Annotated in this window: 11 protein-coding genes; 7 read left to right on the top strand and 4 right to left on the bottom strand. The window is 40.6% G+C overall.

Annotation, left to right across the window (positions count from 1 at the left end):
* Positions 1-96 precede the first annotated feature (96 nt).
* Positions 97-1,056 carry a thioredoxin-disulfide reductase gene (gene trxB, locus P3L40_RS15540; RefSeq protein WP_004256339.1) on the bottom strand — a complete coding sequence of 320 codons (960 nt, stop codon included), beginning with the start codon at positions 1,054-1,056 and terminating at the stop codon, positions 97-99.
* 535 nt (positions 1,057-1,591) lie between these two features.
* Here trxB and lrp point away from each other — a divergent pair.
* The 6 genes from lrp (at position 1,592) to P3L40_RS15510 (ending at position 10,592) form a co-directional block, all read left to right on the top strand.
* Complete coding sequence (lrp, locus tag P3L40_RS15535; RefSeq protein ID WP_004256338.1) at positions 1,592-2,086, top strand: leucine-responsive transcriptional regulator Lrp; 495 nt, start codon at positions 1,592-1,594, stop codon at positions 2,084-2,086.
* Positions 2,087-2,510: 424 nt separating this feature from the next.
* A complete protein-coding gene (locus P3L40_RS15530) occupies positions 2,511-6,140 on the top strand; it encodes a DNA translocase FtsK 4TM domain-containing protein (RefSeq protein ID WP_316927979.1) in 3,630 nt (1,209 codons plus the stop codon).
* An 88-nt stretch (positions 6,141-6,228) separates the two neighbouring features.
* Complete coding sequence (gene lolA / locus P3L40_RS15525; RefSeq protein ID WP_004256331.1) at positions 6,229-6,849, top strand: outer membrane lipoprotein chaperone LolA; 621 nt, start codon at positions 6,229-6,231, stop codon at positions 6,847-6,849.
* 86 nt (positions 6,850-6,935) lie between these two features.
* Positions 6,936-8,279 (top strand): replication-associated recombination protein A, encoded by a 1,344-nt coding sequence (locus P3L40_RS15520; RefSeq protein ID WP_196731837.1) that lies wholly within the window; start codon positions 6,936-6,938, stop codon positions 8,277-8,279.
* Between the two features lie 108 nt (positions 8,280-8,387).
* Entirely contained in the window at positions 8,388-9,680 is a 1,293-nt protein-coding gene (serS, locus tag P3L40_RS15515; RefSeq protein WP_004256329.1) for a serine--tRNA ligase, read from the top strand.
* Positions 9,681-9,863: 183 nt separating this feature from the next.
* Positions 9,864-10,592, top strand: a complete 729-nt coding sequence (locus tag P3L40_RS15510; RefSeq protein ID WP_094960675.1) for a sulfite exporter TauE/SafE family protein — start codon at positions 9,864-9,866, stop codon at positions 10,590-10,592.
* On the opposite strand, the gene P3L40_RS15505 is transcribed toward P3L40_RS15510, so the two are convergent.
* From P3L40_RS15505 to P3L40_RS15495, 3 genes are all read right to left on the bottom strand, one after another.
* The gene (locus P3L40_RS15505) at positions 10,578-11,471 is read right to left on the bottom strand and encodes a LysR substrate-binding domain-containing protein (protein ID WP_210852865.1); all 894 of its coding nucleotides are present in this window, start codon (positions 11,469-11,471) and stop codon (positions 10,578-10,580) included. The genes P3L40_RS15510 and P3L40_RS15505 overlap by 15 nt on opposite strands.
* Before the next feature lie 156 nt (positions 11,472-11,627).
* Positions 11,628-12,434 (bottom strand): BPSS1780 family membrane protein, encoded by an 807-nt coding sequence (locus tag P3L40_RS15500; protein ID WP_004256309.1) that lies wholly within the window; start codon positions 12,432-12,434, stop codon positions 11,628-11,630.
* Positions 12,435-12,780: 346 nt separating this feature from the next.
* Positions 12,781-13,248 (bottom strand): Lrp/AsnC family transcriptional regulator, encoded by a 468-nt coding sequence (locus P3L40_RS15495; RefSeq protein ID WP_004256307.1) that lies wholly within the window; start codon positions 13,246-13,248, stop codon positions 12,781-12,783.
* Positions 13,249-13,397: 149 nt separating this feature from the next.
* Between P3L40_RS15495 and P3L40_RS15490 the strand changes: the two genes are divergently transcribed.
* Positions 13,398-13,820 carry a DUF2000 domain-containing protein gene (locus P3L40_RS15490; RefSeq protein WP_136134452.1) on the top strand — a complete coding sequence of 141 codons (423 nt, stop codon included), beginning with the start codon at positions 13,398-13,400 and terminating at the stop codon, positions 13,818-13,820.
* Positions 13,821-13,851 lie beyond the last annotated feature (31 nt).

Raw genomic sequence — 13,851 nt, 5'->3', positions numbered from 1 at the left:
ATGCAAAACCAATAGTTAGGATGGGGTGTATAGCTAATAAAAAAGGCTTCAATTGAGGAAAAATCGAAGCCTATCTAAATGACAATCACTTATTGATTATTTTGATGCTAAGCCATCAAGATAACGTTCTGCATCTAAGGCTGCCATACAACCTGTGCCCGCAGAGGTAATTGCTTGGCGGTATATATGGTCCATGACATCACCAGCCGCGAACACACCTTCAACAGAAGTTTGAGTTGCATTGCCTTGGGTGCCAGATTGCACTTTAATATAACCGTTGTCTAAATCTAATTGGCCTTCAAAAATAGCTGTATTTGGGCTGTGGCCGATGGCAATAAATGCCCCCATAACAGGGATATCTTCTGTTGCATGTGTTTTAGTACATTCTAAGCGCACACCCGTCACGCCCATATCATCACCTAATACTTCATTTAATGTGCGGTCGGTATGCAGAATAATATTACCGTTCTCAACTTTATCCATTAAACGATTAATCAGGATTTTTTCTGCACGGAAACTATCACGACGATGAATTAAATGAACTTCTGAAGCAATATTAGAAAGGTACAATGCTTCTTCTACCGCAGTGTTTCCGCCACCAACGACAGCGACTTTTTGGTTACGATAGAAGAAACCGTCACAAGTTGCACAAGCTGAAACGCCACGGCCTTTGAACGCTTCTTCTGAAGGTAGGCCGATATAACGAGCGGAAGCCCCTGTTGCAATAATTAATGCATCACAGGTATATTCATTTTCATCGCCAATTAAACGGAAAGGACGTTGTTTTAAGTCCACTTTTTGGATATGGTCAGATATGATTTCGGTGTCAAATTTTGATGCGTGCTCATGCATGCGTTCCATAAGCCCTGGACCGGTTAAACCTTCTGGGTCACCAGGCCAGTTTTCAACTTCAGTTGTGGTGGTCAATTGACCGCCTTTTTCCACCCCAGTAATCAATGCTGGGTTTAAGTTTGCACGTGCAGCATAGACAGCCGCAGTATAGCCCGCAGGGCCAGAACCAAGAATGATTAACTTGCGATGTGTTGTTGTGCTCATGAATTCCTCTTTAATCTAAAAAGCATTTATCAGATTGTAGGAGAAATAAGAGGTTAACAAAAGTGGTTTAAGTGCGACTTAGTTTCATTTGGCTTATTTCATCAATAGGTAATACCGACAAAATGTAAAAAAATATGACAAAAAGTTGCTTGTGTCACGCATCACAATTTTTAGGAATTATCTTGAATTAAGGCTGCGAAACGTTTTACTGGAAAAAAAAGCGAAATCTTGTACTGATTTTTATTCATTTGCTTTGACAATCGGCTGCGCATTTGCGAAAACATCAGTGTAAGAGTTAATTATCTAGCTGATCAATGGAAATGGCGCATTTTTGTTCTTGCTGGAAAATTAACTTTACACTACTTACAAATTTAAAATACAAGTAAACATTGTGGATGATAATTACATTCACACTAACTTCAGCATTATGAATAAAATTTGCTCCTGAACACGAATTCCTAAATAAAAAAGGTGGTGGCTAAGGTGCTTATTTTTAGATGTAGAAAATAACAATTAGAGAAAGAGAGATAAAGAGATGATTGACAATAAAAAGCGTCCTGGCAAAGACCTTGACCGTATCGACAGGAATATATTAAACGAACTACAAAAAGACGGGCGAATTTCTAACGTAGAGTTATCTAAACGAGTTGGTTTATCTCCAACACCTTGTTTAGAGCGTGTACGTCGCCTTGAGAGACAAGGATTTATCTCTGGCTATACTGCGTTATTAAATCCACACTACTTAGATGCATCATTGCTCGTGTTTGTTGAAATCACACTTAACCGTGGTGCTGCGGATGTATTTGAGCAATTCAATACAGCAGTTCAAAAACTGGAAGAAATTCAGGAATGCCACTTGGTTTCTGGTGACTTTGACTACCTGTTGAAAACGCGTGTGCCAGATATGTCCGCATATCGTAAACTGTTAGGTGAAACTCTGTTACGTTTACCAGGCGTAAACGACACTCGCACCTATGTAGTTATGGAAGAAGTTAAACAAAGCAACCGCTTAGTGATCAAAACTCGCTAATTAGTGCTTTTTAACCTCGCTTCAGCACAGCATTTCAGCTTTGTTGCCGCACTGCAGTTTCAACGCTGAGTTTACTCAGCGTTGTTCCGTTTTTCTCACCTCATTTGTTGCTTTATAAAAACGTAATATTTTGCTGTTTCACAGCTTCAACTGGCTGCTATCCATGCCTTTCTACCTCGTTTTACGTAAATTACTTAGCAACTGATAAGTTTTATTTCCAATTTATTGATTCTAAAGCTATAAATATTTAGGATTTTTGACGAGAAATAGAAATTGAATCATCATACATTAGATGGAATACTGCACCTTAGTGCTTTTGTGAAGCCTTGATATCTCTTAGTCGCTGTAAAACAGGCAGAGTCAGGCGTTTAATGGTAGAATAAACCTAGGTTAGTCAAGAACATCAGTTAGCAAAGAAATAATAATGAGCCAAGAATATACAGAAGATAAACATATCAAATTTAAAAAACTAAGTAGCGGAAGACGGCTATTAGAGGTTATTTTGCTCGCAATATGCTTGAGCGCACTCTTCTTAATGGTGGCTTTATTGAGCTTCAGCCCTTCAGATCCAAGCTGGTCACAGACCACTTGGAATGCCCCAGTGAAGAATTTAGGGGGTAGTGTAGGTTCATGGAGTGCAGATATTCTTTTCTCTGCTTTTGGTATTCTTGCATTTGCCATTCCTGCACTATTACTCCTAGGCTGCTGGGCGATTTTCCAATATGAAAGTCGGCGCCGATATATTGATTTTTTCTCTTTATCGTTAAGATTAATAGGTGGTTTAGCACTTATTTTATCTTCTTGTGGACTTGCGGCTCTCAATTTTGACGACTTACCTAATTTCGCCTCTGGTGGTGTGATTGGCAGTGTATTTAGTAATGCAATTATGCCGTGGTTCAATTCATTAGGTGCTACGTTAGCATTGCTGTTTTTATGGGCGATAAGCTTTACGCTGTTTACGGGATGGTCATGGCTTACAATCGCAGAAAAAATTGGTGCAGCGGTACTTCTCCCTATTACTTTGCTAACAAATCGAGCGAGGGGAGACGATTTAGATAACTATGATTACGACGTTGAAGAAACTGAAGGAGCTTTACAGCGTGCGCAAGAAGCTGAGCACAGAGCCAATGACAGCCTAGAAAATATTGATGCGGATGATGTTTTGTTTTCCGCACCCACTGTGGCTGAATTAGTCACTGAAGTCGCTCCAACAACGGAAAAAAATACGGGTGAAGCGGTTGTTACTACAGAAAACCCAATTCCTTCAGTGAATCAAAACACATCAGAGCAAGATTCGGTACCTGCTTTCTCTGCAGTGGATGAGCCGAGCACATATCATTTTGAAGTACCAGAAGATTACCAGCCTAAGCTCGGTGCAAGTTTTGATTCAACATCAGATACCGTTAATGAGCCGTTAGTTCAAGCGTCACCGTATGTTGCACCAGAAGAACCGATATTTAGTGTTCAGCATAATCAACAAATAGAACAACAAAAACAAGATAATACCGCTTATAAAGAATATTCGGATAAACAAGAAACATCTGTTAATCAAGCTGCGTTTGAAGCTCAAGCGACATCCACGCCCCCACTTATCTCTTCAAATACAACAGAAAGTTTTATTCCATCATCAGTTACTGAAAGGGTTTCTAATCCAGCTGCATTAGCGGCTGCGGGTATTTCAGTCGCTGCACTGGAGCGCCATGCTCAGGTTAAACAAAATATGGAGCCGGAGCTTCCACGGCCAAATCCTGTTCGTTTACCGACTCGTCGTGAGTTATATGGTATTCGCATTCCATCGTTACGTGATGCGGAATTACAGCGGCGCGAAGAAGAGGCTTCTAAACGTGAACAAATATATCAGCAGTGGTCTACGAGTGAGTCTGACCAACCTGAAACTGATGATGAGGCACAACAAGACGAATTATTACGAGTGCAGTTCTTAGAACAGCAACGTGAACGTTATGGTGAAGTTGATGAAACTGATTATGATGTATCGCTTAATAGCCTGCACTCGCATGATGAGCAATTACAAAATGAGCCAATGACTGAAAATAGAGTCAGCGCATTTACGCAGCCCGAAATTGAACACCGTTGGGCGTCAGCTTCACAACAATCCAATAATACGCATACAATTCCAGAGCCTGATGAGGCCGTGCCAGTCGTGGATAATGGCTATCAATCTCAGTTTACACAAGAGCAAGAAGACTTTGAGCCCAAAATTGATTTAAGAAAAGAGTTCTCTGTGCTGGATAGTTTTACCCCTGTTGATGATTTGGTTGACAACGAGCCAGCTGACCCATTATTTATGCCGTCATTTAGCGCGACTTCTGTTACAGCAGGTACCCCACAAAATAATATCGCTGAAGGGCTTGCTAGCTCACCATCAGTAACACAAACTTTTGGGCAGCCACAGCAGCCACAGCAGCCACAGCAGCCACAGCAGCCACAGCAGCCACAGCAGCCACAGCAGCCACAGCAGCCACAGCAGCCACAGCAGCCACAGCAGCCACAGCAAGATAGCTTATTCCACCCGTTCTTAGTGCGTAATGACCAACCATTACCAAAACCAACAACGCCAATGCCGTCTCTTGATTTGCTGGCAAGTCCGCCAGCACAAGAAGAGCCAGTGGATATGTTCAAACTAGAACAAACAGCAAGGTTGATTGAAGCAAGGCTTAATGATTACCGCGTTAAAGCTGAAGTGGTTGGTTTTTCTCCAGGCCCTGTCATTACTCGGTTTGAACTTGACCTCGCACCGGGAGTAAAAGCTGCACGGATATCCACATTGTCACGTGACCTTGCTCGTTCGTTATCAACCGTAGCCGTACGTGTTGTAGAAGTGATACCGGGTAAACCTTATGTAGGCCTCGAACTCCCTAATGAGAAACGGCAAACCGTTTACCTAAGTGAAGTCTTAGACTGCGATGATTTCCGCAAAAACCCATCTCCTCTCACTATTGTATTGGGTAAAGATATTGAAGGTGACCCTGTTGTTGCGGATTTAGCGAAAATGCCTCATTTACTCGTTGCGGGGACAACCGGCTCTGGTAAGTCGGTTGGGGTGAATGCAATGATCCTCAGTATCTTGTATAAAGCCAAACCCGAAGATGTTCGCTTTATCATGATTGACCCGAAAATGCTGGAGTTATCCATTTATGAAGGTATTCCGCATCTATTGACTGAAGTGGTTACTGACATGAAAGATGCGGCGAATGCCTTGCGCTGGTGCGTGAATGAAATGGAACGCCGTTATAAACTCATGTCTGCATTAGGGGTACGTAACCTAGCGGGTTATAACGACCGCATTAAAGCAGCAGAAGAAATGGGGCGGCCAATTCCTGATCCACATTGGAAACCCGGTGATAGCATGGATGTAGAACACCCAATGCTGAAAAAAGAACCTTACATTGTTGTCATGGTTGATGAATTTGCCGACTTAATGATGACAGCTGGTAAAAAAGTGGAAGAGTTAATTGCACGGTTGGCACAAAAAGCACGTGCCGCGGGTATTCATTTGGTATTGGCAACTCAACGGCCATCGGTTGATATTATTACTGGACTAATCAAAGCAAATATTCCAACGCGGATTGCATTTACGGTATCCAGTAAAATTGACTCGCGCACGATCCTTGACCAAGGCGGCGCTGAATCTTTACTAGGCATGGGGGATATGCTGTATTTACCACCAAACTCTTCAATTCCTGTGCGTGTACACGGTGCTTTTGTTCGTGACCAAGAGGTTCATGCAGTTGTAAATGATTGGAAAGCTCGCGGTAAACCACAATATATTGATAGCATCACGACCTGTAGTGACGATAGCGAAGGTGGTGGTTATGATAGCGGAGGTGAAGAGCTTGACCCACTGTTTGACCAGGCAGTTGAGTTTGTTGTTGAGAAACAACGAGTTTCCATTTCTGGGGTTCAACGCCAATTTAGGATAGGTTATAACCGTGCTGCAAGGATTGTTGAGCAAATGGAGCTCCAAGGTATTGTCAGTGAGCAAGGGCACAATGGTAACCGTGAAGTTCTTGCTCCTCCGTCAATGGGGCATTAATAATTTAGTGTGCTAATTGCTGGTTTAATTTAAGGGGTGTATAAAGACGTAACACCTCTTATGGTAATAATTTTAAGGTCTCTCATCGATGAAAAAAATGATGTTATTGGGTGCGTTAGCCCTGAGTTTACATATTGGCCAAGTATTGGCGGACGCAAGCCAAGACCTTCAAGAACGTTTGAATAAGGTCAATAGCTTCCAAGCTAGCTTCTCGCAAAAGGTGACGAGTCCTGAAGGGGATTTGGTTCAAGAAGGTGTTGGGGATTTATGGCTTGAGCGCCCAAATTTATTTAATTGGAACATGACATCACCTGATGAAAGCGTATTGGTGTCAGATGGTAAAGATTTGTGGTTTTATAACCCGTTCGTAGAACAAGTGACGGTGACTAATTTAGCAGATGCTACGCAGGATACGCCATTTCTACTAATTACACGTAACGACCCGAAAGATTGGAAACAGTACTCAATCATTCAGCAGGGAAATACGTTTGATTTAAAACCAAAACAAACTAATGGGACTTTAAAACGTTTCTCCATTACGGTTTCTCCCGAAGGGACGATTGAGCAGTTTTCAGCGGTTGAACAAGATGGCCAAACCAGTGCTTATCAATTAAAAGAGCAAAAAAATGGTCGCGTTGATGCGAGTAAATTCAAGTTTACAGTACCAAAAGGCGTCACTTTAGATGACCAGCGTTCAAATGCTAAATAAGCTTGATTAGAGAAAATATTAGCCAGCAGTATTCATATTTGCTGGTTAATATATAAGATATTTTAAGAAGTAAAAAAGAGGATATAGTGGGTAACCTGTCTCTTGATTTTTCGCAGAATGAATTTCAACCTTTAGCAGCAAGAATGCGGCCTGAAACCCTTGAACAGTATATTGGCCAAAAGCATTTATTGGCTGAGGGGAAACCGTTGCCACGTGCGATTAAAGCGGGTCATCTGCACTCCATGATTTTATGGGGGCCCCCTGGAACAGGTAAAACAACCCTTGCCGAAATTATTGGTAATTATGCACAAGCCGATATTGAACGTATTTCAGCAGTTACTTCTGGTATTAAGGAAATTCGAGAATCCATCGAAAAAGCCCGGCAAAATCGCAGCGCGGGGCGGAGAACCATTTTATTTGTCGATGAGGTTCATCGTTTTAATAAAAGCCAGCAAGATGCATTTTTACCTCATATAGAAGATGGCACGATTACATTTATTGGTGCAACAACTGAAAACCCATCATTTGAATTAAATTCCGCATTGTTATCACGTGCTAGGGTGTATTTGCTTAAATCCCTTGAAGAAAATGATATTGAACAGGTCTTGTTACAAGCACTGGCAGATTCATCTCGTGGCCTTGGTGGGCAAAATATTGTTCTGCCTGATAACACGCGCAAAATGGTCGCTCAGTTGGTTAATGGGGATGCTAGGCGTTCATTAAATCTGCTGGAAATGATGGCAGATATGGCAGAGGCTGATAGCCAAGGGCAGCGTATTTTAACCGCTGATCTGTTAAAAGAAGTTAGCGGTGAACGTACTGCACGGTTTGATAATAAAGGCGACCGTTATTACGACTTAATCTCTGCTCTGCATAAGTCGATTAGAGGCTCAGCACCAGATGCTGCACTGTATTGGTTTGCAAGGATTATTACTGCGGGTGGTGACCCTCTGTATGTTGCCCGTCGGCTACTTGCAATTGCATCAGAAGATGTGGGTAATGCGGATCCTCGTGCGATGCAAGTCGCCATTTCAGCTTGGGATTGCTTCACGCGAGTGGGGCCAGCCGAAGGCGAGCGTGCAATTGCCCAAGCGATTGTTTATTTAGCTTGTGCGCCGAAAAGTAACGCGGTTTATACCGCCTATAAAGCAGCGATTAAAGATGCACAAATGCAACCGGACTACGATGTGCCAGAACATCTTCGAAATGCCCCAACTAAACTATTAAAAGAAATGGGGGCAGGGAAAGAATATCGTTATGCGCATGATGAACCTAACGCATATGCTGCGGGAGAAAATTATTTTCCTGAACCTATGCAAACAACACGTTATTACTACCCTACTAAACGGGGCCAAGAAGGCAAGTTTGCTGAAAAATTAGACTGGTTAGCCCAACAGGATCAAATTAGCATTACAAAACGCTATCGCTAAACTAGGCAATGCGGTAAGGTTATATAGCGAAATACTTTACTTTATTTGTTGTGCTGGAATGCACCTCAAAAAGTATCATTAATTACTAACAATAATCACAGGATAAGCATGCTCGATCCCAATTTACTGCGTACGGAGCTAGACGCGGTTGCTGAAAAACTGGCTCGCAGGGGTTTTACCCTTGATGTGGAAAAGCTGCGTGAATTAGAAGAACGCCGCAAAGTTTTACAAGTTGAAACTGAAACCCTGCAAGCAGACCGTAATTCGCGATCGAAAACTATTGGTGCGGCGAAGGCACGTGGTGAAGATATCGAACCATTACGTCTGGAAGTTAACCAATTAGGCGAAAAATTGGATTCTGCAAAAGCAGAGCTAGATAAGCTGCAACAAGAAATCCGTGATATTGCCTTGAGTATCCCGAACATTCCTGATGACCAAGTACCTGATGGTAAAGATGATTCTGACAACGTTGAAGTTGCTCGTTGGGGTGAACCTCGCCAGTATGACTTCGAAGTTAAAGACCATGTTAGCCTTGGTGAGTTATCTGGTGGCTTAGACTTCCCTGCTGCGGTAAAACTGACAGGAGCACGTTTTGTTGTCATGAAAGGGCAAATTGCTCGCATGCATCGTGCCTTGGCTCAATTTATGCTTGACTTACATACTGAACAACATGGTTACCAAGAGTTGTATGTTCCATATTTAGTCAACCATGACACACTGTACGGAACTGGCCAATTACCAAAGTTTGGTGAAGATTTGTTCCATACTAAACCACTGGAAGAAGAAGCAGACAGCAGTACTTATGCGTTGATCCCAACCGCAGAAGTTCCAGTGACTAACTTGGTTCGTGATGAAATTTTAGATGAAGACTCACTTCCTCTGAAAATGACGGCACATACGCCTTGTTTCCGTTCTGAAGCAGGGTCTTATGGCCGTGATACACGCGGTTTGATCCGTATGCATCAGTTCGACAAAGTTGAGTTAGTACAAATCGTTCATCCAGAAAAATCTATGGATGCATTGGAAGAGCTGACTGGTCATGCAGAAAAAGTATTACAATTACTGAACTTGCCTTATCGTAAAGTGATTTTGTGCACCGGTGATATTGGTTTTGGTTCACGTAAAACCTATGACTTAGAAGTGTGGTTACCAGCGCAAAATACTTATCGTGAAATTTCATCTTGTTCAAACATGTGGGACTTCCAAGCGCGCCGTATGCAAGCGCGTTTCCGCGGTAAGAGTGATAAGAAAACACAACTTGTTCATACCCTGAATGGTTCTGGTTTAGCTGTTGGTCGTACATTGGTGGCGATTTTAGAAAACTACCAATTAGCTGATGGCCGTATTGAAGTTCCAGAAGTATTGCGCCCATATATGAAAGGGCTAGAGTTCATCGGTTAATTTCCGTTACTCTTTCAAACATAAAGCGCGACTGACGACAGTCGCGTTTTTTTGTGTAAATTTAAAGTGTTCTGGAAAAAGCATCCTCAGGTTAAACCTGATCCCCCCTCAATATTTTCCAAATAGCAGCATTCAATGCATGACATTAATCTATGGTAAAGTAAATTTATCGGGGTGATATTGATGGGTGTAATTATTGGTGTTTTCTTATTAGCAGGTATTGTAAAAGGGGTGATCGGGCTAGGCCTACCAACAATCGCGATGGGGTTATTAAGCACATCAATGGAGCCTGCTGCAGCTGCGAGCTTATTAATTATTCCGTCATTAATTACTAATATATGGCAATTATTGATTGGCCCACAATTTATGGCACTAATCAAACGGCTCAGTGGTTTTATTATTGGGGTCATGCTTGGCACATTATTCAGTTTTTTACCTTCTTTAACCTCGGCATCTCGTTGGACACTACCTGCACTGGGTATCGTGCTTATTATCTATGGAATTTGGGGCTTAATTGCTAAAAAAACGCCATCTTTCGAGAAACATGAAACATGGCTTTCGCCAACAGTGGGTTATATTACAGGTGTAATTACAGCAGCTACAGGAGTATTTGTTATTCCAGCAGTTCCTTATTTGCAAACCTTAAAATTAAATAAAGATGAGCTTATTCAGGCTCTAGGGTTAGCATTTACCGCATCAACAGTTGCATTAGCCATCAAGTTATCCATTGACCATCAACAATATGATATTAATTGGAGTTTATCTGCCTTTGCCTTAATACCTGCTATTGGTGGAATGTACCTTGGTCAATATTTACGCAAGATTATTAGCGAGAAATTATTCCGTCGTTGCTTTTTTATTGGGTTAATCGGATTAGGGATTTACATGACGGCAAAATTAGCTTTCAGATGACCAGTTAATTAAAAAATGAATAAACTCGTTGGTATAATCAGGTAATTGGCTGAAATCTCGTGCGCAGATAACTAATTTTCGGTATGCCCAATCTTCGGTCAATTGCAGTATTTTACTAGTCGAAAATTGACTACGCTGTGCCGCTTGTTTGGGAATAATAGCAATGCCAATTCCATCGTTAACCCCTTGCATTACCGCATCTAGTGTTGGCATGCGTACCCGGTAGTTGAGCCGCTTGCCTTGCTGTTTGGCGTTATTATCAATATGCTTTTGTAATGGGTTATCTTCCATTAAACCAATAAATTCAGCATCAATAATATCAGAAAATAGAACGCTTTTTTGGCTTACCCAAAGGCTATCTTTATGGGCAAAAACGACTAATTCATCTGAGCTGAATGGACGAATATCCAGACCAGTGAGGTCAGTAGAATCTGCGATAATACCAATATCTGCAATTTTATTTTTGATGGCAGTGACGATATTAGCACTTGGCATTTCTTTCACAGATACAGACATAGTGGGTTGTTGTCGTAAATAAGCGCTAACACGGGCGGGTAAAAATTCCATTTGAGCTGAAGTATTACAAAGAATATTAATATGCCCACGCAGGTGTCGACTATATTTTCGCAGTTCATCTTGCATTAATTCAATTTGCTGCAAAATTGTTTTCGCATGCTCAATAAATGCATGACCTGCATTCGATAATGAAACCCCTTTCACTGAACGAATAAATATATCGATGTTTAATTCATTTTCTAACCCACGTATTCGTTCACTTGCAGATTGCAGTGTAAGATAAGTTAGTTTCGCTCCTTGGGTGATGCTTCCTGCATTGGCGACATTAACACACAGTTTTAAATCAGTGGTATCGAAATACATGGAAAACAACTCCAAATTATGAAAAGAAGAGGGAAATTATCACTTAAAGGAATATATGTGAATTTTTTCGGAATAGCAAAAAGGAAAGCAATTGCTTTCCTTTTTTTAGATTTAATTTAATGATTTAACAAAGTCGTCAAATCATTAGATTTTGGTTTATTTTACTTGTGAGAAAAACAGGCTGCGATAGCTGCTGTAATAGCAAACATACATAATTGGCATAGAAACTAATAAACCTAAACCTAATGGGATAACTGAAATTATCATTAAGATTGATAAAACGATAAAGAACAGGATACCTGGTAGGAGGTTTTTCTTAACAGCTTGTAAGCTTGCTGAGATTGCAGCGCCAACAGTGAAATCATGGTTCATCACTAATGCAGGAGCAAACCAAGTTAAGGCTGTACCCACTAATGCTGCAATGGCCATTATGATGATTGCAAAGAAGAATGTACCTGAAGACGCAAGGATAGCCGCGTCAGATGGCGAACCGTATTGGTTGCTTTCCATCAGTAAACCGAACATTGCAGAACCACCGATAATAAATGCGATGATCATTCCTACTAAGTTAGCAGCAAAGTTGATGGCTCCAACGGCAAATAGGGTACCAAATTTATTTTGGAAGCCTGCAAATAATAAGCCGATTTCTGCTTGGCCTGTTTTACGTTGATTTTCACTGATAGCAATAATACCACCGATAAAAATAGGTGTAATAAAAGTAATCAGTAAGTTCAAGAATGGGATCATTGAAATGATAAAGATCACCGCAAACAGAACGATGTTAATTAGGATCCACATTCCCAGTTTTTCTTTAACGAGAGACCATGATTGGCTGATCCAGTTAACACCTTCACCTGCATCTACTGCGCGAGGTTCTGCGTGAAAAACGAATGTATCGGCTTGAGTTTGTGCGTTAATTGTAGGTGCAGGATTGTTATCTGCACTGAAGTTTTCATTATTCATGATAAAAAAGGAACCTGTTAGTCGTAGTGAATTAGCGATATATTATTATTAATAAGTTTTTTGAGCTTATACTCATTCTTGTAACTTATCGGCAGTAGTATGCAGATAAGTTAGCTTATTATAAAGCAGACTATTCTGGTAAGGTATTTTTGATTAAAATTTTCTTGTATAAAATATTTTCTATCGAAATAAGAAGGTTATCTATTCCTTAATGTACTGAATAAAATACGAATATTTAGTATATTTAGTGAAAAAAGCTATTTTTTGGTTCTATCAACAAGGTTAAATCGTCAATTAAATAATCACGATTCATAATAATTAAGTAAGATTTTATTTAATTTAAAAGCTAAATAAGTGATATTGGGTAAGCATCCAACGGCTTAATTTCTTTAAGTACAAACATACTTTGCATTTCTTTGATACCCGGTAACCGGCGAATAACCGTCATAGCAAAGTCGGCATAGGAGTCTAAATCATGGGATACAACCTGTAATAAAAAGTCAGTATCACCACCAATACTGTAGCAAGCGACGACATTTTCTAGCTCAGTCACTTCTTGTTCAAATTTTTGTGCTTCAGCCTCGCTATCACTATCAATAATGACGCGAACAAAAACCATCACACCTAAGCCAATCTTTTTACGATTGAGAATGGCGCGATATCCTTGAATAATATTTTCTTCTTCTAATTTTTTAACCCTTCGCCAACAGGGAGAGGCTGACATGCCTACTTTTTCGGCAAGCACTTGGTTAGTTATTCGAGCATCATCTTGTAGTAACTTTAGTATTTTTATTTCTGTCTTATCTATTGCCATAAATGAAAATCTCTACCTTAAAAATGCTTTAAATGGGATAAATTTACCTAAATCTTAGCGTGTAATGACTGAGTTAGAAAGCCTATTTCTTTCTTTAAATGCCATAATTATTGGGAAATTGAATACACATAAAATCATAGGGGACAGGAATGATATTTAATCCAGCTGAGCATCGTTGTGCTATCGTCGTTAATCAGGATTTATCTAACGGGTTGGCAATGAATGCCGCTAGTGTGATTGGCGTGAGTTTAGGAAATAAAGTTAACAATATAGTAGGGGAAGATTTGAACAGTGCGGATAATATCAATTACCCCGGTGTGATTTATGCGCCATTACCGATTTTAAAATCACCGGAGCAGTATATTAAAGAGATTGAAGTGGCTGCATTAAAGGTAAATGAAATATACATTATTCCTTTTAGCTTATTGGCACAATCGTGCCGGACTTATGATGAGTATCAGCAAAAATTATTAGAACACGAATATAAAAATATTCAGTTAGCTGGTATTGGGTTGGTAGGAAATAAAAAGGTAGTGACGCAGCTTATTGGCCACTTACCTTTGTTTAGATAGGAATAATGGCAGATAAAGCAGAGGCTCTATA

Origin of the sequence: Providencia sp. PROV040 (genome assembly GCF_032706145.1) — a bacterium.
In the GTDB taxonomy this organism is placed as follows: Bacteria; Pseudomonadota; Gammaproteobacteria; order Enterobacterales; family Enterobacteriaceae; genus Providencia; species Providencia hangzhouensis.
Note: the sequence above shows the minus strand (reverse complement) of the source record. Positions and strands in the feature narration are given on the sequence as shown.

Coding starts and splice junctions, on each gene's coding strand:
- trxB (WP_004256339.1), bottom strand. CDS start 1,056: ATGAGCACAACAACACATCGCAAGTTAATCATTCTTGGTTCTGGCCCT.
- lrp (WP_004256338.1), top strand. CDS start 1,592: ATGATTGACAATAAAAAGCGTCCTGGCAAAGACCTTGACCGTATCGAC.
- P3L40_RS15530 (WP_316927979.1), top strand. CDS start 2,511: ATGAGCCAAGAATATACAGAAGATAAACATATCAAATTTAAAAAACTA.
- lolA (WP_004256331.1), top strand. CDS start 6,229: ATGAAAAAAATGATGTTATTGGGTGCGTTAGCCCTGAGTTTACATATT.
- serS (WP_004256329.1), top strand. CDS start 8,388: ATGCTCGATCCCAATTTACTGCGTACGGAGCTAGACGCGGTTGCTGAA.
- P3L40_RS15510 (WP_094960675.1), top strand. CDS start 9,864: ATGGGTGTAATTATTGGTGTTTTCTTATTAGCAGGTATTGTAAAAGGG.
- P3L40_RS15505 (WP_210852865.1), bottom strand. CDS start 11,471: ATGTATTTCGATACCACTGATTTAAAACTGTGTGTTAATGTCGCCAAT.
- P3L40_RS15500 (WP_004256309.1), bottom strand. CDS start 12,434: ATGAATAATGAAAACTTCAGTGCAGATAACAATCCTGCACCTACAATT.
- P3L40_RS15495 (WP_004256307.1), bottom strand. CDS start 13,248: ATGGCAATAGATAAGACAGAAATAAAAATACTAAAGTTACTACAAGAT.
- P3L40_RS15490 (WP_136134452.1), top strand. CDS start 13,398: ATGATATTTAATCCAGCTGAGCATCGTTGTGCTATCGTCGTTAATCAG.